The sequence below is a fragment of the Variovorax robiniae genome, from assembly GCF_037889955.1.
Taxonomy (GTDB): domain Bacteria; phylum Pseudomonadota; class Gammaproteobacteria; order Burkholderiales; family Burkholderiaceae_C; genus Variovorax; species Variovorax robiniae.
In genome coordinates this window covers 920,581-939,659 of record NZ_JBBKZS010000001.1, presented here as the reverse complement: position 1 = coordinate 939,659, position 19,079 = coordinate 920,581, and the positions used below count along the sequence as shown (strand labels likewise).

18 protein-coding genes are annotated in these 19,079 nt (G+C 68.1%); 7 read left to right on the top strand and 11 right to left on the bottom strand.

Annotation, left to right across the window (positions count from 1 at the left end; translation table 11 throughout):
- Both WKW79_RS04135 and WKW79_RS04130 read right to left on the bottom strand, forming a co-directional pair.
- A partial coding sequence (locus tag WKW79_RS04135) for a DUF1989 domain-containing protein (protein ID WP_340333819.1) occupies positions 1-483 on the bottom strand: 483 nt, incomplete at its 3' end.
- Complete coding sequence (locus WKW79_RS04130; protein WP_340333818.1) at positions 480-668, bottom strand: hypothetical protein; 189 nt, start codon at positions 666-668, stop codon at positions 480-482. The genes WKW79_RS04130 and WKW79_RS04135, both read right to left, overlap by 4 nt.
- A 201-nt stretch (positions 669-869) precedes the next feature.
- Here WKW79_RS04130 and WKW79_RS04125 point away from each other — a divergent pair, with 201 nt between their 5' ends.
- The gene (locus WKW79_RS04125) at positions 870-1,652 is read left to right on the top strand and encodes a GntR family transcriptional regulator (protein WP_340333817.1); all 783 of its coding nucleotides are present in this window, start codon (positions 870-872) and stop codon (positions 1,650-1,652) included.
- Between the two features lie 228 nt (positions 1,653-1,880).
- On the opposite strand, the gene WKW79_RS04120 is transcribed toward WKW79_RS04125, so the two are convergent.
- The 3 genes from WKW79_RS04120 to WKW79_RS04110 are packed head-to-tail and all read right to left on the bottom strand — an operon-like array spanning position 1,881 to position 5,601.
- Positions 1,881-3,647 (bottom strand): FAD-dependent oxidoreductase, encoded by a 1,767-nt coding sequence (locus tag WKW79_RS04120; RefSeq protein ID WP_340333816.1) that lies wholly within the window; start codon positions 3,645-3,647, stop codon positions 1,881-1,883.
- An 8-nt stretch (positions 3,648-3,655) separates the two neighbouring features.
- Positions 3,656-4,471: a sugar phosphate isomerase/epimerase family protein gene (locus WKW79_RS04115; protein ID WP_340333815.1), complete on the bottom strand. Its 816-nt coding sequence runs from the start codon at positions 4,469-4,471 to the stop codon at positions 3,656-3,658.
- 41 nt (positions 4,472-4,512) lie between these two features.
- Positions 4,513-5,601: a Gfo/Idh/MocA family protein gene (locus tag WKW79_RS04110; protein WP_340333814.1), complete on the bottom strand. Its 1,089-nt coding sequence runs from the start codon at positions 5,599-5,601 to the stop codon at positions 4,513-4,515.
- 142 nt (positions 5,602-5,743) lie between these two features.
- On the opposite strand from WKW79_RS04110, the gene WKW79_RS04105 reads away from it, so the two are divergent.
- The gene (locus WKW79_RS04105) at positions 5,744-6,664 is read left to right on the top strand and encodes a LysR family transcriptional regulator (RefSeq protein WP_340333813.1); all 921 of its coding nucleotides are present in this window, start codon (positions 5,744-5,746) and stop codon (positions 6,662-6,664) included.
- 225 nt (positions 6,665-6,889) lie between these two features.
- Here WKW79_RS04105 and WKW79_RS04100 read toward each other — a convergent pair whose 3' ends face one another.
- Positions 6,890-9,049 (bottom strand): hypothetical protein, encoded by a 2,160-nt coding sequence (locus tag WKW79_RS04100; RefSeq protein WP_340333812.1) that lies wholly within the window; start codon positions 9,047-9,049, stop codon positions 6,890-6,892.
- Between the two features lie 164 nt (positions 9,050-9,213).
- On the opposite strand from WKW79_RS04100, the gene WKW79_RS04095 reads away from it, so the two are divergent.
- Positions 9,214-10,119, top strand: a complete 906-nt coding sequence (locus WKW79_RS04095) for a RibD family protein (RefSeq protein WP_340333811.1) — start codon at positions 9,214-9,216, stop codon at positions 10,117-10,119.
- On the opposite strand, the gene WKW79_RS04090 is transcribed toward WKW79_RS04095, so the two are convergent.
- Genes WKW79_RS04090 through WKW79_RS04070 form a run of 5 tightly spaced genes read right to left on the bottom strand, consistent with a single transcriptional unit; the run spans position 10,029 to position 14,386 of the window.
- Positions 10,029-10,961: a class I SAM-dependent methyltransferase gene (locus WKW79_RS04090; protein ID WP_340333810.1), complete on the bottom strand. Its 933-nt coding sequence runs from the start codon at positions 10,959-10,961 to the stop codon at positions 10,029-10,031. The genes WKW79_RS04095 and WKW79_RS04090 overlap by 91 nt on opposite strands.
- The gene (locus WKW79_RS04085) at positions 10,958-12,040 is read right to left on the bottom strand and encodes a glycosyltransferase family 4 protein (protein ID WP_340333809.1); all 1,083 of its coding nucleotides are present in this window, start codon (positions 12,038-12,040) and stop codon (positions 10,958-10,960) included. Before WKW79_RS04085 ends, WKW79_RS04090 begins: the two co-directional genes overlap by 4 nt.
- A complete protein-coding gene (locus tag WKW79_RS04080) occupies positions 12,024-12,422 on the bottom strand; it encodes a 6-pyruvoyl trahydropterin synthase family protein (RefSeq protein ID WP_340333808.1) in 399 nt (132 codons plus the stop codon). Before WKW79_RS04080 ends, WKW79_RS04085 begins: the two co-directional genes overlap by 17 nt.
- Positions 12,423-12,442: 20 nt before the next feature.
- Complete coding sequence (locus WKW79_RS04075) at positions 12,443-13,441, bottom strand: zinc-dependent alcohol dehydrogenase (RefSeq protein WP_340333807.1); 999 nt, start codon at positions 13,439-13,441, stop codon at positions 12,443-12,445.
- Positions 13,442-13,453: 12 nt separating this feature from the next.
- Positions 13,454-14,386 carry a 1-acyl-sn-glycerol-3-phosphate acyltransferase gene (locus WKW79_RS04070; RefSeq protein WP_340333806.1) on the bottom strand — a complete coding sequence of 311 codons (933 nt, stop codon included), beginning with the start codon at positions 14,384-14,386 and terminating at the stop codon, positions 13,454-13,456.
- A 290-nt stretch (positions 14,387-14,676) separates the two neighbouring features.
- Here WKW79_RS04070 and WKW79_RS04065 point away from each other — a divergent pair, with 290 nt between their 5' ends.
- From WKW79_RS04065 to WKW79_RS04050, 4 genes are all read left to right on the top strand, one after another.
- Positions 14,677-16,647, top strand: a complete 1,971-nt coding sequence (locus WKW79_RS04065; RefSeq protein ID WP_340333805.1) for a hybrid sensor histidine kinase/response regulator — start codon at positions 14,677-14,679, stop codon at positions 16,645-16,647.
- A 41-nt stretch (positions 16,648-16,688) separates the two neighbouring features.
- The gene (locus tag WKW79_RS04060) at positions 16,689-17,405 is read left to right on the top strand and encodes an MgtC/SapB family protein (RefSeq protein ID WP_340333804.1); all 717 of its coding nucleotides are present in this window, start codon (positions 16,689-16,691) and stop codon (positions 17,403-17,405) included.
- A gap of 62 nt (positions 17,406-17,467) precedes the next feature.
- Positions 17,468-18,097 (top strand): helix-turn-helix transcriptional regulator, encoded by a 630-nt coding sequence (locus WKW79_RS04055; protein ID WP_340333803.1) that lies wholly within the window; start codon positions 17,468-17,470, stop codon positions 18,095-18,097.
- Positions 18,087-19,058, top strand: coding sequence for an ornithine cyclodeaminase family protein (locus WKW79_RS04050; protein ID WP_340333802.1), 972 nt, complete (start codon positions 18,087-18,089; stop codon positions 19,056-19,058). The genes WKW79_RS04055 and WKW79_RS04050 overlap by 11 nt, the downstream gene beginning before the upstream one ends.
- Positions 19,059-19,079: the final 21 nt, after the last annotated feature.

The following is a 19,079-nucleotide window of genomic DNA, read 5'->3' as shown; positions in this document are numbered from 1 at the left end:
CCCGGTGTCCTGCCGGCTGATGCGGACCGTGCCGCCGGTCTGCACTTCGGTGACCATGAAGAAGTTGAAGCTGTCGTGCACGTCGTCGGGCGTCAAGCCGTATTCGCGCTGCGCTTCGGCCTGGATGTCGTGGCAGTTGGTATGCGACTGGAAGCCGTAGGTGCTTTCATAGACGTAGGCGCTGCAACGCGGGAACAGCACGTCGTTCTGGCGCACCGTGTCGGCCAGGATGAAGAACATGGCCCGCTCGCGCGGCGGTGCGGACCACATGAAGGTGCCGACCGTGGGATTGAAGCCGTGCACCGTGCGCGTGCGGCCGCAGTGCATGAACTCCTTGTAGTCATGCAGGTTGAAGGCGTTGAAGTCCACGCACTGGCCACCCTCGACCTGTTCGATGCGGAGGATCTGCCCGGCCTTGACCTCGATGGCCTTGCCGGTGCCGGGCTGGAGGGTCCATTCGGCGATGAGTTCGCGACGGGTCATGCGGACTCCTTCGCGGGCTCCGCGGTGGGCTGCTTGTGCGCGGCCGGCGCGCGATGCGGCGGGCCGTATTCGCGCAGGGCCAGTCGCAGCAGGGCCGCCCGATCAGGGGCGACGCCTTGCGCAATGGTGCGGTCCATCAGCTCCAGCTGCTGACGATTGAGCGGGACGAGCAGTCGATGCTTCATGGCACTCCGTATACCTGATGAGTATGCGGAGCGAGTATGCATCAGGGGATTTTCAAGTATGCAAGGGTTGACACCTAGTTAACACTCTTGCAGATCGCAGCGTGCGCGCCTTGTCTCGTCCAGAGAGCGATTCAATTGGTTCGCATGTAGGCTTCAGCTCGCGGATACCAGTTTCCGCCGCTTCGTATACAGTTTGGAGCCATGAACAGCAACAAGGCTCCCGCCGAGATCGCCTACGAGGCCCTGCGCCGGGCGATCATCGAACGTGCCATCGAGCCCGGCACCAAGCTGCCGGAAGATGCCCTCGCCACGCAATTCGGCATCAGCCGCACGCCGGTGCGCGCCGTGCTCGCCAGGCTGCAGGCCGAAGGCTTGGTGGCCGGGGGTGGCCGGCGCACGGCGGCGGTCGCCGAGCCCGGATTGGGCGAGGCGCGCCAGGTCTTCGAAGTGCGCCGCGCGCTGGAGCGCGAGGTGGTCCGCCTGGTGGCGCAGCGCTGGACACCAGCCTTCGCGAAGCGCCTGCAGAAGATCGTGCAGGCCGAACAGGATGCGCATGACGCCGGTGACCTGCGCGCCTCCAGCCGGCTGGCCGGCGACTTCCACACCGCGCTGGCCGAGATGGCCGACAACTTCCTGCTGATGCGCTTCATGTCCGAGGCCGTGTCGCGCTGCTCGCTGATCCTGGCCGTGCATGCCGGGCCGCATTCGAACGAATGCTCGATCCGGGAGCATGAGGACATCATCCGCCGCTTTGGCACGAGCAAGGTGGACGAGGTCATGGCCGCCATGGACACGCACATCGCGGAGATTGCGCGCCAGGCATTGAGTCCCGCCCAGAGCCCCGAGGCGCACGAGGGACTGACGGGTGTGCTGGCCAAGTACGCGCAGGCGGTGCGCGGAGAGCATTCAGCGCCGCGCGCGGGTCTTGCGCCAACAGAGGGCGCGGCACGGGCTGCGCGTCCCAAGAGCCGCAAGACGGCTTGAAGATTCCTCAGCGGCTTTCAACGGTAGGCAACTGCCAGTCCACCGATGCCGCATCCGCGGGCACGGTGGCAGTCAACACGACGGCGGCGGCCAGGGAAACAAGCGCGGCAAGGATGAATTGGGTCATGCAGCCAGTCTCCGTGCCAGTGCTCATCGGAGCCTGTCGGAACTTGCCGCATCGCGCTGCACGCCGATGCCATGTGTCGTCGAGCCGACCTGCAGCGCGCGTCAGCAAACGGCGGCCAGCTCTTCCTGGCGGACGGTGCTCATGTGCCGGTCATCCGTTGCGCGCGCCGCATGCCGCCCAGCGATGAAGCCGAAGGTCATCGCCGGCCCGAGGTTGATGCCGCCCGAGGGATAGAAGCCGCCCATGACGCTGGCCATGTCGGTGCCGGCTGCGTAAAGACCGGCAATCGGCTTGCCATTGGCGTTCACCACCTGCGCATGTTCATTGGTCTTCAGTCCGGCGAAAGTCCCGAAGCTGCCAGGCAGCACCTTCACGGCATAAAAGGGGCCTTGCTCGATCGGCGCGACGCAGGGGTTGGGGCCCTTGTGCAATGGATCGCCCATCTTGCGGTTGTAGGGCGTGGAGCCGCGTCCGAAGTCCGGGTCCGTGCCCTGGCGGGCGTTGTCGTTGAAGCGCTGGACGGTTGCCGCCAGTGCCGACGGCGGAATGCCGCAGGTCGTCGCCAGTTCCTCGATGGTGTTGCCGCGCTTCAGGTAGCCGTTGCGCACGAAGCGGCCCACCGGGACCGGGAACGGGCGCGCATAGCCCAGCCCGTAGAGCCGCTGGAAGCGATGGTCGCAGATGAGCCATGAATGCACTTCCTCGCCCTGTGGCGCCTGCGCCACCATCGCTGCGACATAGTCGTAGTAGCCATCGGCTTCGTTGACGAAGCGCTGGCCGTTCGACAGCACGCCGATCAGTCCCGGCTTGCCGCGTTCGATGATGTGCGGGAAGTGGCCGACCGTGCCGTCAGGGTGCGGCACGCGCGAGACGGGCGCCCAGGCGGCCGGCGATGCCACGCGGGTGTCCAGCAGTCCGCCCGCCGATTCGCCGAGCGTGATGCCGTCGCCCGAGCAGCTTTCGGGTGGCAGTGCGAGGTGTTCCTGGCCCGTGGGCGTGCGCGGGAACAGGGCCTTGCGCCGCGCGATGTCGTTTGGAAAGCCGCCTGCCGCAAGGACGACGCCCCTGGCGGCGCGGATCTCGATGTCGCCCGTGGGCGTCGAGACGATGGCGCCGCGCACGACGCCGTTCTCCAGCAACAGTTGCTTCGCAGGCGCGGATTCGATCATCTGCACCTTCAGGTCGTCGGCCGATTTGGCCAGGCGCCCGATGAGCGCCACGCCGTTGACCAGGTGCATCGCGCGGCCATGGAAGGCGAGGTCGCGCAGATGCCGCAGGAAGCGCTTCGTCACATGAAGGAAGGACTTGGGCGAGCGTGTCATGCTGAGGAAGGCCCCGAGGTCCGCGCCCGCCATGATCGGCATGCCGAGGAAGGAGGTCTCCCGCATCGTCTTGCGCAGGCGCTTGTTCAACCCACCCAGTTCGCGGGCATCGTAGGGCGCGGCGATGACCTGGTGGCCCTGCGTGCCGGCGCCGGCCACCTTGCCATGCACGTCGGGGATCGCGTTGCCATCGGCGAACTGGAGCGCGGTGTTCTCTTCGAAGAACGCGACCATCCGGGGCGCGTTGTCGAGGAAGGCATCGACCCTGGCCGCGTCGTAGCGTTCGCCCAGTTCGTTCTTCAGGTAGGTGCGCGGTTGCTGCGGGTCTTCATGAATGCCGGCACGCCTGGCGAGCGGATTGCCGGGCGCCCACATCCAACCGCCCGACCAGGCGGTGGCGCCGCCGAACACGGGCGCCTTTTCCACGACCACGACCTTGAGGCCATGGAACGCCGCAGTCACGGCGGCCGCGAGGCCCGCAGCGCCGGAGCCGACGACGACCAGGTCGCAGTCGATGCTGCGCCATTGGGTATTGACCGAGGGCATGGTCGCGTTCACGCGTCGAGTTGGGCCAGCACGCGCTTGGTCGCGGCCAGTGCGCGGCGTGCCCGTTCGGTCGCGCCGACGGTGCGGGCCAGCGTGTGCATCGGGATTTCCAGGCTCAGCGGGATGTCGCGCGGAACGGCGCGCAGCAGGCCGACCAGGTCGACGCCGCCCTCGCCCGGGAACAGCCGCTCGGCGCGGGCCTGGTGGAGGATCTCTTCCATCGTCGGCGGAATCTCGGCCGGCACGTCGCAGAACTGCAGGTAGCGCAGGCGCGATGGCGGGATGGATGCGATGTCCTCGATGCGGCTGCGCGAGCGGCTGAAGTGGAAGGGGTCGATCAGCACGCCTGCGTTCTTGGCGCCGCAGCGCTCGACGATGCGCGCGGCCTGCGTCAGGTTCTTCGCTTCGGTCCACGGCATGAACTCGAGCACCGCGCCGAGGCCGTAGCGGCCGGCCAGTTCGCAGAAGGCGGCGAACGATTCGATCTGGCGTGCGTCGTCGGGATCGTTGCCCGCCACCAGCAACTCGCTCGCGCCGAGCCGCGCGGCCGTGGCGATCGCGGCCTCGTAGTTGGCGGCGCGCACATCCGGCTTGATGCGGAAGATCTCCACGTCGAGCACCTTGATGCCCGTGTCCGCCAGTCGCGCCTCGACTTCGCGCAGCAGCGGCGTGTCGCCCACGATGTCGTATTGCGGCTCGGTCGGCGTGGCGGGCAGCAGGCGGATGCCGACGTGGCTGTAGCCGGCTTCGTGGGCGCAGGTCACCATCTCGGGCGGCGTGAGTTCGAGGACGGTGAGGGCGGCGAGGGCAATGGCGCGGGTCATTTGTCTTGTTTCCTGGAAATGGGGTGTGCTGGTTGCGAATGTCAGCCTTGCAGCGGGATCGAAACGACGGCGCCGGTGCGCGCCGCCTCGGCGATCGCCTCCACCACGCGCAGGTTCTGCAAGCCATCGCGGGCACTGACCAGCGGCGCGGCTTCACCACGCGTCACGGCGCAGAAGTGCTGCAGTTGCAGGGCCAGCGGGTCCAGCCGCTCGCCTTCCACCACCGCGCTCGTCATGGCTTCGTACCAGGAACGCTGCTGTCCTGGCGCAAAAGACTTCAACTGCATCGTGGGCACCGACAGCGAGCCCTGCGTGCCGACGAGGCCGTAGCAGTCCTCGTCCGGATCGTGGGCATAGTCCTTGTTCTCCTGCGAGGTCTGCTCCCAGCTTCGCGCGCTGGCGGCCGTGTCGGAAAGGATGAAGGTGCCGAGCGCACCGCTGGCGAATCGCAGCAGCATCACGGCAGTGTCTTCCACTTCGAAGCCGCGTGTTGCGTTGGAGGTTGCGGCCTGCACCGAGACGATCTCGCCGCAGAGCGAGCGCAGGTTGCCGATCTCGTGGATGAGGTTGATGAGGATCGGGCCGCCGCCCAGACGCGTGCGCCAGGCCCCTTCCTCGAAATAGTTCTCGGGCTTGTAGAAGAGCGCGCTGCCGGTCACGGCGACGATATGGCCGAGCGCGCCTTGCTGGATGACTTCGCGCGCCTTCGCCAGGATCGGGCTGTGCGCCCGGTGGTGGCCGACGAGCACGCGCGCTTCGCTGCCTTCGACATGTTGCAGCAGGCGCTCGGCTTCCTCGACGGTGTGCGCGACCGGTTTCTCGACCAGCACCGCCACGCCGGCATCGATGCACTCGATGGCATTGGCCACGTGCAGATGGTTGGGCGTCGCGAGGATCACTGCGTCGGACTTGTCCTGCTGCGCCAGCAACTCGGCGAGGCTGCCGAAGCGCGGCACGCCGGCGCCATCGGCGAAAGCGGCCGCCGCCGGCGACGGATCGACGATCGCCGCGAGCACGCATTCGCCGCTCTGCCGGACCAGTTCGGCGTGGCGGCGGCCGATCAGGCCGGCGCCGGCCACGGCAACGCGAATCGGCCGCTGGGCGGGTTGGGGGGCGGGGGCTGCGTTCATGGGTCGTATGTCTCGGATGGATTTGCGGAATTCGACTGGCAGGACGGTTGCATTGGCTGCGTCGTTCTGAGCGATGGGGCAAATTTAGAGAAGAACGATTCGATGAACAACGGCCGGATCGTGGCTCTATGATTCACGAATCGTGAGCCTCAAATTCCATCTGGACGATCTGCGCGTGTTCTGCCTGGCGGCCCGCAAGGCCAGCTTTGCCGCGGCTGCGACCGAGCTGGGCACCTCGCCGGCCTTCGTCAGCAAGCGCATCGCGATCCTGGAGAAATCGCTCGGCGTGACGCTGTTTCATCGGGCCGCGCGGCGCGTCACGGTGACCGATGACGGCGAGCGGGTGTACGCATCGGCCCAGCAGATCTTCGAGGGCGTGGACCACATGGCGGAGACGGTCGCCGGCGGACGGCTCGATCCGCGCGGCCTGCTGCGTGTGACGACCAGTGCGCGCCTGGGGCGCAAGCACATCGCGCCGGCGCTGTCCCTGCTGGCGAAGCGTTATCCGGCGCTCGACATTACGCTGGACGCGGTGGATCGCCGGGTCGACCTGATCAGCGAGAACGTCGACCTGGACGTGCGTGTGGGGGAGGTGGATGAGCCGCACCTGGTCGCGACCCGGATCGCCGCGAGCGAGCGGCTCCTGTGCGCGGCGCCGGCGTATCTGGAGCGCCGCGGTGCGCCCGCCACCGTCGCGGAATTGAGCCGGCACGATTGCGTGGTCTTGCGCGATCGCAACCAGGCCTTCGGTGTGTGGCGACTGACCGGTCCGGGCGGTGGCAGCGAGAAGGTAAAGGTCAGCGGGCGCCTGTCATCCAACAATTCGGAAATGGTGCGCGGATGGGGCAAGGACGGCCACGGAATCCTGCTGCAGGGCCGGTGGGACGTGCATGAGGACCTGCGCGCCGGGCGCCTGGTGCCGGTGCTGCCGGAGTGGCACCAGCCCGCTGACATCTGGGCCGCGAGTTCGGTGCGGCTCAGCCATTCGGCCAAGGTGCGCGTGTGCGTCCAGTTCCTGCAGGAGCAACTGAACGGCGAGGGGCCCTTCGCGCTCAGGCGGTAGGCAACCCGGGACTCAGCGAGTCAGGTCGTCGATGGCCTTCGAGGTGTGGAAAGCAGAAAAGGCGACGGCAGCAACGGAGACGAGGCAGAGCAAGAGGGTGGACATCGGGAAACTCCTGGCTGGTTTGAAACGGGATGGCTTCATATTAGGGTAAACCCTATTTCATTGCCAGGAAGAATGTCTCGAAATGTGGCGCGGATGACTCGTTGCTCTGGAGCACGCTGCCTAGAACATGTGCAGGAGGTCCAGTTTCCAGACCACCACGGCGACCGCTGACAGCACCCCCAACGCTGTAAGAGGCCCGGCCAGCCCGGGTCGCCCGGCATAGGGGTCGCGCAGCAGGCGGGTGGCGTCGCGCGGAATCCGGGCCGTCTGCGACAGCGAGGCGCCCAGCCGCACGTTGACCTTCATGCGTCCGTTGATGGCCCAGCCGCTGGCGTCCAGCAACGGGCCCAGGCTGCGCTGGCGCAGCTTGAGCCAGGCGATCAGCATGCTCGGGCCGGAGATGGCGATGACCACGCCGGCAATCGCCATCGGAATCCATTGCCCCAGGTCGATGAACTTGCTGAACAGCGCCACCAGCACGGCGCTGATGCTGCCCAGCGCGACGCCCATGGCCGCTACCGTGCCCACGTCGATGCGGCCGCTCGGGCGTACGGTCGTCGCGCCGGCCGGGGCGGGCTTGTCCGCTTTGGCGAGTCCGCTGGCCAGCGAGCTGAGCGTCCCTTGCGCATCGGCCTCGCTCGCGGCGGCGCGCTTGGCGACCTGCTCCTCGATCACGCGCACGAACTTCTTGTAGGGCGAGAAGAAGGCCTGCATGACGCTGGTGGGGTTCTCGATCAGCCGGGTGATGGTGGCGTCCCAGTCGCGTCCCTGACGGTCGTAGAACACGCCGTTGCGCCCCGCGAAGAGGAAGTCCACATCGCCGGCGGTGAAGGCCGCGACGATGCTCATCTTGTCCTCCCCGCGCCGGCATTCGCAATAGGCCAGGCAGGTCTTGGCCAGGCCCGCCAGCACCGCATGCTGCTTGATGTCGTCCACGCGCACGGTGAGATCGCAACTGCGGCTGTCGAGGTAGAGCGTGCCAGCCTGGAAGATCGCGCCTTCGCGGCGGTAGAAGGCCTTGAAGGAGACGAAGTTCTCCAGCAGGCGCAGGAGGTCGCGCTTGAGGCGCAACAGTTTCTCGAGGTCGCGCAGGCGCGCGTTGTGCGGGCCGGCTTCCTCGTCCTGTCCGATGAGCGCCATCACCGGGGCCTGCATGGTAGTCAGCGCATTGATCGTGACGCTGTCCAGTTCCGACAACTGCGATTGCGGCTTGGCCGCGAGCCACGCACGGCAGGACGCGACACGGCGCAGGAGTTCGTTCCAGCCGTGTTCGTCGATCTGGTCGGCAGCGCCGAGCAGCGGCGCCACCGCGTCCTGTTGCAGCGTGGCAAGCGCCTGGGCCCAGGCCGGGTTCACGCCCGCGCGCAGGGGCAGCGTGCGGCCTGGTGCAATGGTTGCCAGCGGCAGCGCGGCGATGCGCTGGTTGTCGAGCGTCAGTTCCTCCGCAGCCAATGCCTCATAGGCTTCGGGCGAGGCATTGAGCGCCGTCACCGCCTGCACGTCGTAGGCCGCGACGCGGCATCGCGCGAAGAAGTCGTCCACCTTCTCGCGCACCACGTCCACGGCCTCGGCCGCTTGCAGGACACGCCCGTCGTGGCAGCCTTCACCGTCGTCGCCGGCCTGCCAGAGCCGCATCGCTTCGACTTCCGCGAAGAAGGCTTCGGCGTGGGCGCGGTCGACGCCATCGTGGCCGTTGCAGTCCTTCACGCTGCCCTGGGTCTCGGCGATCCATTGCAGCGTGCGGCGCACGGGCTCTTCGTCCGCGGTGTCCGGCGTGACGATGCCGTCACCGTTGAAGCGCATGGCGGCCAGGGTGTCGCTGCGTTGCAGGACCTCATCGAGGGTGATGACATTGGCGTCGTTCTTTTGCAGGACGTCCAGCACGCGGCGGGCCTCGTCGCTGAGCGGCAAGTCTTCCGTGGCCGGTTCGCTGAACGCACTCAAGGCGATACTGTCCGCGCCCTCCATGAGCTCGTCGGGATCGCGCAATTGCGCGCAGGCCCATTCGCAGGCCTCGATGAGTTCGGGTGGCCGGATGCGCCCATCCTGGTCGGTGTCGATGAAGTCGAGCGTGCGGGCGTCGAATTCCACGCCGCGTGTCGGGCAGGCCAGCGCGACCCAGAGCTTCTGGTCGAGTTGGCGGATGTTGGCGATGTCGGTCCCGTTCCGGATCAGGACCTGGTCGACGCCTCCTGCGCGGAAGAACTTGAATTCATGGGTGTGGGACGGGCGCACGCGCTCATCGCCGGCGACCAGTGCCGTCGTTTCTTCGTTTTCCATCCGCCCTTATTCTTTGCGGCGCCAAGGGTTTCCATGTAGGCGTTTGGAGCATGTGGGCGCAGGAGATGTCTATTCGCGGGATCCTCGCGTCAGAATAGCCGTCAAGCGCAGGGCCGAGGGCCGCGCACACCGGAGCTGTCCATGCCGATGACCCACACCTGCCCATGAAACCGGAGACTCTGCCCCCGCTGGATATCGACGCCCTGTGGCGACTGTGCCTGGACATCGTCCGGCAACGTCGACTCGGCAAGCAGCCGCAGGACGGCCCGGCGCTCACCTGGGATGCGTCGCAAGGGTATGCCCTTGGTGATGAGTGGAGCGCGCAGGCGGAAGAGCTGTTCGCCCTCGTCAAGCCTGTGCTCGATCGCACGCCCGGCAGCAAGCCCTGGGTCGTCGGGCAACTGGGCCAGAGCCTCAACGGCTGCATTGCGACGCGCAGCGGCGATGCGAACTACATCAACGGCGCCGAGGTGCTTTCGCACTTGCATCGTCTGCGCGCGCTCTGTGACGCGGTGATCGTCGGCGCGGCGACCGCGTCCCTGGACAACCCGCAACTCACGACGCGCCGCGTGGAAGGGGACAACCCGGTGCGTGTGGTGATCGATCCGGCGCTGCGCGTGCCGCCGTCGTCGCGCGTCTTCTGTGATCGTGCGGCGCCGACCTTGCTGGTCTGCGATGCGGAGCGCGAGGCGGAGGCGGCGGATCGTGTGGGCGCGGAGCAGGTGCTGGGCGTGCCTCGGCTCGCCGGCGCGGACGGCATCGTCGACGTCCACGCCTTGCAGGCGGCATTGGCCGGGCGCGGCCTGCGCGTGCTGTTCGTGGAGGGCGGCGGCGTCACCGTGTCGCACTTCATGCGGCAGGGCGGCATGGACCGGTTGCACCTGAGCATCGCCTCGGTGGTCATCGGCGACGGGCGGCCGGGGTTGACGCTGCCGCAGAACCTGTCGATGGGCGATTGCGCGCGGCCGCCCAGCCGGGTCTACCGGATGGGCGAGGACGTGTTGTGGGACCTGGACCTGCGGGCCGGGACTTCTTCGGCCGGGGCGGGTTCGGCCAGCACGTCGACGTGACCGATCCGCAAGGCCGTGTGCTCGATCGCGGCCATGCGCCTCGACTGCCAGGCCTGCACGCGCGCTTGCGCTGACGCATCCTGTTCCAGCGCCGCCGAGGCCATGCCCTGGATCATGGCTTCCAGCATCGCGTGATGCGGCGGCTCGATGACCCAGTCGCTGCGTGCCTGCGCCACCCTGAAGTCCGTTGTGGCGAGTCTTGCGATGAAGCGGGTCGCCGCGTCAGTGCCGAGTGCGAGGCCAAAGCCCTTGTCGCCCCGTTGGTGCGCGCTGAACAGCGCATGGATGGCGGCATCGTCCGCGTCGACCTCATCAAACGCGACACGGCCATCGACGGTCAGCGCGAACAGCAACGCCGACCTTGCTGCGATGGCGTTGCCCAACAGCCCGTCGAGCCAATCGGTCGACACGAGGTCCAGCAACGCGGAGGCGGTCACGAGTTGGGCCGCATGGAAGGGCAGGGTGTCGAGCCTGGTCGCGAGGTCGACGCGCCGGAACAGGATGTCGGCCTGCCAGTCTGCGCCCTCGAGGCGCCACCCCTCGGCCAACGTGTGCCAGGCAAGTCCTTGCGATAGCGCCCACGCGGCGAAGTGCTGCGGCAGGGCGGCGAGCAGCGCCGGGTCATGGTCGACCAGCAGCCACTGCTGCGCACCGCCGAACCGCGGCGCCAGTGCGCGCACGTTGGCGCCGGTGCCGCAGGCCAGGTCCATCACACGAAGCACGCCCGTGCCGCGCAGCCGGCCTGCCAGGGACCGCAATGCAAGTGCATCGGCCGACCTTGCACGGGCCGCCAGGTCGAAGGGCTCGCGCAAGGCCAGCCAGTCGGCGCTGAAGCCGGTCATGCCGCGGGCAGCCCCTGCCTTACATCGGCCAGGGCCGATGCGAAGCGGGCGCCGCTCTGTGCCCAAGTGGGCAGGGCGAGGCGTGCGGCCATGGCCCCGGTGCGCAATTGCGCGCGCCATGCCGTGTCTTCCATCAGTCGGCGCAGGGCAGTGCGCAGCGCGACCACGTCGCCGGGAGGCGCCAGCGCGCCGGCTTCGGGCGGCACGGTGTCGGGGATCGCGCCCGCCTGTGTGCTGATGACCGGCAGGCCTCTTGCCAGCGCCTCGGCCAGCGCCATGCCGTAGCCTTCGTGGAAGGAGGGCAGGACGAAGGCATCGGCCGCCGCGTAGAAGGCCGCAAGTTCGCCCTCGGGCTTGTCGCCATGGAGCGCGATGCGGTCGCGCAGGTCGTGATGGTCGATCGCCTCGCGCAGCGCGGCAGCACATGCGGCGTCCATCGTCATGCTGCCGACGCAGTGCAGCGTCCACGCATGGCCCTGCAGGCCGGCCAATGCCTCGATCAGTACTGCGTGGCCCTTGCGCGGAGTGAGGGTGGCCACGCACAGCAGCGACAAGGCCTCCCCGCCCGAGCCCGCCGCAGCCGGGGCCGGCTCCGTGCCCGGCACGACGGTGGCCACTCGAGATGGCGAAACACCGAAGGCGTCGAGTCCCCGGGCAGTGAAAGGGCTCGTGACGATCACCCCGCGGGCGGCGGCCAGGGCGCGCCGTTCGCTTTCATGGAGCGCCCGTTGCCGGTCGGGATCGAGCCCGGTCTCCAGTGACAGCGGGTGATGCACCAGCGCCACCCATCGCAGCCGCTGCGCATGCCGGTGCGCCAGTTCGTCGAGCACGCCGAAGGCGAGGCCGTCAACCACGGCCAGCGCGCCATCGGGCAAGGCCTCGGCGACGCGGGCCGCATGGGCCAGCGCGTCCGCGCCGGGCGCGGGATAGCCATCGCCCAGTCCATGCACCTCGACCTGCCAACCCAATGCGCGAAGCTCCTCGATGATGTGGCGGTCGTAGGTGTAGCCGCCGGTGTGCGTGTCCAGGTCGCCGGGGATGAGGAAGTGACAGTGCATCCCGTCAAAGGGAGTGTTCATAGGCGGCCCAGGCCACATGCGACTCATGCAGGCACACCCGCATCGAGGTCAGGCCGCTCGCATGCGCGCCGAGTCCGCCGGCCGCGATGCGCGCGGCCACCCGGTCGAAGATCACGCGCGCCATGAACTCGGTCGTGGTGTTGCGCCCGGTGAAGGCGGACTCGTCATCGAGGTTGCGAAAGTTGAGTTCGCCCAGTACGTTGCGCAAGGCTTCGGTGGCGAGCCCGATGTCCACGACCACGCCATCGGCGTCGAGTTCGGGGCGGCGCAGTTCGAGGTCCACCACGTAGGTGGCGCCGTGCAGCCGCTGCGCGGGGCCGAACACCTCGCCGCGGAAGCTGTGGGCAATCATGAAATGGTCGCGGACGTTGACGCTGTACATGCAGGGTGCTCCTTGGAAGTTCAGGGGTAGTCGATGCGCTGGCACAAGGTGTCCGGTGCGCCGCGGGCCAGCCGCGCCAGCACCTGCGGCAGTTCGTCGAAGGGTGCGCTGTCGGTGACGAGTGCATCGAGCACCGGCTCACGCAACAACTCCAGCGCCAGCGATAGCCGGCGGCGATGCGTCCACCTCGCACGTTGCGCCGCAGCCACGTGGCCGACCTGCGAACTCTTCAGCACCAGGCGTCGCGCATGAAAGGCTTCGCCGAGCCGCAACGAGACGGGCTGCGAGCCATACCAGCTCATCTCCAGCACGGTGGCTTCGAAGGCGGCGAGGTTCAGCGCCAGCGAGAGGCCTTCCGGGTTGCCGCTGGCGTGGATCACGAGGTCGGCATCCGGGCGCGCATCAGACGGGCTCGCGAAGCGCGCCCCCAGTCGCTCGACCACCGCGCGGCGCGCCGCATGCGTGTCGATCACCTCCACCTGGCATCCCGGCATGCGTGCCGCCAGCCAGGCCACCAGCAGGCCGACGACGCCGCCACCGACCACGGCGATGCGGTCACCCACGCGCGGCGCCGCATCCCACAGCGCATTCACCGCGGTCTCCATGTTGGCCGCTAATACCGCACGCGCCGGTGGCACGCCCTCGGGCAGCAAGTGCGCGGCATCGGCGGGAACGCGGTAGCGCGTCTGGTGCGGATGAAGGCAGAACACATGCCGGTCCCGCAAGGCCGGCGGACCCTGTTCGACCACGCCGACGCTGGCATAGCCGTATTTCACCGGTCCGGGGAAGTTGCCTTCCTGGAACGGCGCGCGCATGCGATCGAACTCGCTGGGCGGCACCTGTCCGCGGTACACGAGCAGTTCGGTGCCGCGGCTGACACCGCTGTGCAGCGCGCGCACGATGACCTCCTCGGGCCCCGGCTCGGTCACATTGACAGAGCGGATCTCGGCGCAGCCCGGCGCGGTGATCCAGCAGGCCCGGGATTCGACGGCGGCGGCACGGGAGCGATTGGCGAGCACGCGATCCACCTTTCAAATCGCTGGCGAACGAGGATCTTGCGGCGACGCGTGGATCGGGCTCGGCGACCCGGCCGTGCGCGGTTCCGACCCATCCGCAAGGATGAGCTGCCGCATCTGCGTGGTGATGGAGGCAGCGAGCGCCTTCGCCCCGCCCGGACCGGCGCTGGTGGAGACGCCGAACGTGACGCGGGCGACCCCCTTGCGGTAGCGGGGCAGCGCCACCTGCAAGGCGACGGCCAGCTTCTCCTTGTCGCGCGCCGTGCGCCGCAGCAGCGTGAGCGGATGGTGCTGCGCATCGGCGGACACCACATGGCTGACCAGGGCGGGCACGAAGCGCGTCTCGGGCACGAGGCGGGCGAACAGCGCATAGCTGTCCGACCAGTGCCGCAAGGATTCCACGGCCCGTTGCGCCCCGAAGGTGGCGGGGTCGGGCTCGATGTCGCCCGCCGGAAAGGTCAGCAACGCGCCGCCTTGCTGCAGGTGCCGGGTCGCGGCCCGGACCACGGCCATGCGTTCGCCGCCCTCATCGGGCAGCAGGATCAGTTGCCGCGCCACGTGGGGCAAGGCGCGAAGAAAGGGCCGATCGGCTGCGATCACGCGCAGGTCCGGCCGCGACGCGAGGCTGGTGAAGAGCGCGACCGTGTCGGTCATGCCGGGATGGTTGGCCAGGATCACCACGGGGCCTTGCGGCGGAAGGTGTTGCAGGCCGGAGCAGACGATGCCTGCCGTCATCCGGTCGACCAGCCAGGCGCTGCCTTGCGCCAGGCCCTGCGCGCCGACGCGGTTGTCGAACTCGTGCGCTGTCATGGCGAAGCGGTGGGCCGCGGGCCGGAACAGGTGGCGCAAGGGCGTGTCACGCAGGCGCAGCAGGCCCAGCGAATCGAGCAGGTCGCTGATGTTGAGTTCGGTCAGCGTCTCGACAAGCGTTGGCGCGGTGGCGGGCATGTGTCGGTCAGGTTGGAGGGCGCTGGAGAGGACGAGGGCATTCTTCCAGATTGGCCGTCCCACCGCATCCAGACGTTCGGCGCCTTCGACACCAGGCCCCGGTCGAATAGGCCGGCCACGTGCTCGGGACTGTCCGCGCAAGCTCCGCCTTGCTGTAGGAGAAGCGCGCGTTCGGCGGTGCAGATGGCGGCGCATCCTGCGCGTCGCGCAGAATCAAGCCTTACCCAACGGGCGCACCCGGGACAGCCCGGGCCGGACTCGCAGAACATCGGCAAGAGAGACGACTCACCATGGACCCTTCATCGAAGCCTGACGGCGATGAATCGCCCGTTTCGCTTCCCAGCGAACACCGGTTCCAACTGCTGGTCAATGCGATCAAGGACTATGCGATCTACCTGCTGGATTCGCAGGGCCGCGTCAGCAGCTGGAACACCGGTGCGGAGCGGCTCAAGGGGTACACGGCCGAGGAGATCGTCGGCCAGCACTTCTCCCGGTTCTACACGCCCGAGGACATTGCGACAGGGCTTCCGGCGCGTGCCCTGAAGTTCGCCCGCGAGCAGGGCAAGTTCGAGGCCGAAGGCTGGCGCGTGCGCAAGGACGGCACGCGCTTCTGGACCAACGTGCATATCGAGCCCGTGCTGGGGCCGGAGGGCGAGCTGATCGGCTACGCCAAGATCACGCGCGACATGTCGCAGGTGCGGTTCTCCGAGCAGGCGCTGTATGCGAGCGAGCAGCGCTTCCGGCTGCTCGTGGAAGGCGTGCGCGACTACGCCATCTACATGCTCGACCCCGCCGGCCGGGTCACCAACTGGAACGCCGGCGCGCAGCTGATCAAGGGCTACACCGCGCACGAGATCATGGGCCAGCACTTCTCGCGCTTCTACACGTCGGAGGACCAGCGCAACGGCGTACCGGCGCACGCGCTGCAGACCGCGCTGGCGGAAAAACGCTACGAGGCCGAGGCCTGGCGCGTGCGCAAGGATGGCACGCGCTTCTGGGCCAACGTCGTCATCGACGCCATCTTCGACGAGGCCGGCCGGCACATCGGCTTCGCCAAGATTACGCGCGACATCACGGAGCGCAAGAGGGCGCAGGACGAGATGGAGCGTGCGCGCGAAGCGCTCAGCCATGCGCAGAAGCTGGAAGCCGTCGGCCGGCTCACCGGCGGCGTGGCGCATGACTTCAACAACTTCCTGACCATCATCCGGTCCTCGGTCGAACTGCTGCGGCGCAGCGGTGCCGACGAGGAAAAGCGCGAGCGCTACATCCGCGCGATCTCGGAGACGGCCGATCGCGCGGCGCTGCTGACCAAGCAGTTGCTGGCCTTCGCACGGCAGCAGCCATTGCGGCCGGAGGCCTTCGGCATTGCACAGCGCATCGGTTCGATGACGCAGGTGATCGAGACCATGCTGGGTTCCGCGGTAAAGGTCGCGCTGGCGCTGGAAGGGCCGCTCGATGCGGTCAAGGCCGACCCCACGCAGTTCGACACGGCCCTGCTCAACATGGTGATCAACGCGAAGGACGCGATGCCCGAGGGCGGCACGCTGAAGATCTCGGCCCGCAGTGTGGACGAGGTGCCTGCGGTCCGGCGCCATGCAGCCGTCAAGGGCGCCTTCGTGGCGATTTCGATCGAGGACAGCGGCTCCGGCATCGAGCCGCTCACGCTGGCGCGGATCTTCGAGCCCTTCTTCACGACCAAGCCCGCCACCAAGGGCACCGGGCTGGGCCTGAGCCAGGTTTACGGCTTTGCCAAGCAGTCCGGCGGCGAGATCGATGTGCGCAGCCGCGTGGGCGAGGGCACCTGCTTCACGCTCTACCTGCCACGAACGGCGGGCGAAGTCTGTGCCGCAACGGGGGGCGGCCTGTCGGATGTGCCGCGGGAGACGCCCAGGCTCTGCATCCTGCTGGTCGAGGACAACGATGACGTCGGGCAGTTCGCATCCGGGCTGCTGTCCGCGCTGGGCCATTCCGTCACGCGTGCCGGGAGCGCGAAGGAGGCCCTGACGATCCTGGAAGCCAACCGCGAGACGCTCGACCTGGTGTTCTCGGATGTGGTGATGCCGGGCATGGACGGCGTCGACATGGCCAAGGAGATCCGCTCCAGGTGGGCCGACCTGCCCGTGGTCCTGACGAGCGGCTACAGCCATGTGCTGGCGGTCGATGGCGACCACGGCTTCGCGCTGTTGCAGAAGCCGTACTCGATCCAGGAACTGGAAGACTTCCTGTACCGCGCCATGCCGGTCGTGCAGCGGACCGGCTGACCTGTCCTTCCGGCGCCGCCGGATCGTGGAGAGAATGCCGCATGCAAGCGCTGCAACACCTCGACCTGCCATCGATGCTCGACACCTTCGTGAGCCTGGGCGCCGCCTTCCTGCTGGGCAGCCTGATCGGGCTGGAGCGGCAAGTCCGCCAGCGCACCGCCGGGCTTCGCACCAACACGCTGGTGGCCGTTGGCGCGGCGGCCTTCGTCGACCTGGCCCAGGGGCTTTCGGGTGACGACGGCGCGGTGCGCGTGATCGCCTATGTGGTCTCCGGCGTCGGCTTCCTCGGAGCCGGCGCGATCATGAAGGAGGGCGCCAACATCTTCGGCATCAACACGGCGGCGACGCTCTGGGGCTCGGCGGCGGTGGGCGCCTGCGCCGGGGCCGACCGCATCGGCGAGGCCTTCATCGGGGCGCTGTTCGTGCTGGCCAGCAACACGCTGCTGCGGCCGGTGGCCGACCGCATCAATCGCAAGCCGATGCGCGAGGAAGATGCCGAGGCCAGCTACACGGTGCATGTGATCTGCCAGAAGGCGGTGCATGCCGACGTGCACGACCACCTGATCGAATGGCTGGAAGGGCAGGACTATCCGGCACGCAACGTCGAGCAGCGCCCCTTCGGCCGCGAGGACGTGGAGATCCTTGCCGTGCTCTTTGCGTCCGCGGTGGTGCCGGCGCAGCTGGATGGCGTGATGGCGCGACTGGAGGAACTGCCGGGCGTGACGCATGCGTTCTGGAGCGGCAGCGCGGAGTCTTGACGCGCATGGGCCGGTGATCCAGCTGACTTGACAAACAATCCAAGTCTGGACAAACTATCCAGATGCCAAGGAAATCCCCCGAGCAAACCATCCTGCTCGATCAACTCAAGCAGATCGCCCAAGGACTCGGCGAGACTTTCGCGCCTTTCTGCGAAGTGGTCGTGCACGACCTGCTGGACCCAAAGCACGCGGTGCTGGCGATCCACAACAACCTGTCGGGCCGCGAAGTCGGCCACCCGGCCACCGAACTGGGCCTGGCGCGCATCCTCGACCCCGAATACCCGCAGGTCATCGCCAACTACGCCAACCAGTTCTCCGACGGCCGCCAGGCCAAGAGCACATCCATCGGCATCAAGGATTCGCAGGGCAAGTACATCGCCGCGCTGTGCATGAACGTGGACCTGACGCTGTTCCAGAGCTTCCAGACGGCGATCGGCCAGTTCGTCAGCGTCGATGCGCAACTGGCCCCCGGCGAATCGCTCGACCCGGCCGGAACCGACCTGATCCGCACGCGCATCGACCAGTTCGCCGCGCGCCTGGCCACATCACCGCGGGCACTCAAGGCGGACGACCGGCGCGCCTTGCTGCAGGAGCTGAAATCCGCCGGCCTCCTCGACGTGCGCCGGGCGATGGAAACCATCGCCGCGCATCTGGGCGTGTCTCGCGCATCGGTGTACAGCTATGCGAAGTGACGCCAGGCTCCTGCTGCTCGACAAGGACGCTGTCGAAGCGCTCCTGCTGCCCGATGAAGCGCTGGAGGCCGTTCGCGAAGCCTTCACGCTGCACAGCCGGCGCGAGGGGCGCGTGTTCCCGGTCGTGCGCGAGGCCTTGCGCACCGGCGGCGTGTTCGGCATCAAGTCAGGCGACGTCGAGTCGCAAGGCTTGCTCGGCTTCAAGGCCGCCGGCTTCTGGCCGGCCAATCGCGCGGTGGGTGGCGAGCCGCACCAGGCGACCATCCTGCTGTTCGACCCGGCCACGGGGCGACCGACCTGCGTGATCGACGGCAACGCGATCACGACAGCGCGGACCGGCGCGGCCGGCGGCATCGGCTTGCAGCAGCTGGCACGGCCTGGCAGCAGCCACGCCTGTGTCTTCGGCACCGGTGTGCAGGCGCAAGTACAACTTGAATTTGCCCTGCGCCTGATGCCGGCCTTGCGCCATGTGCGGTACGTGACGTGGAAGGGCGAGCCCGACAGCCGCTTCGAGGCGCGCTTCGCCTCGCGCTGCAACATCGCGCATGCGTCGGACGCGAATGAAGCCGTCGCGTGCAGCGATATCGTCATCACGGCCACGCCGGGTGCAGGCCCGCTCTTCGATGCGCAGGCCGTGCGTCCTGGCACGCATCTGAATTGCGTCGGCGCCGACACGCGCGGCAAGCGCGAACTGCCCGAAGGCTTGCTGCAACGCGTACGCCTCTTCGTCGACGACGCGACGCAAGCGCGCCAGATCGGCGAGACGCAGTGGTGCCCGGACGCGCCTTGCGAGGAGATCGGCGACCTGCTCACCGGCAAGGTTGCCGCCCTGCGCCAGCCACAGGACATCACCGTGTTCGACATGACGGGCCTGGCCCTGCAAGACCTGACCCTGGCAAGACGGATCCATCAACGAGCCTTGACCACGGGGGCTGGCGCCAGCGTCCCGTGGGCCTGGTGAATCAACCCTTACGCTCCACAA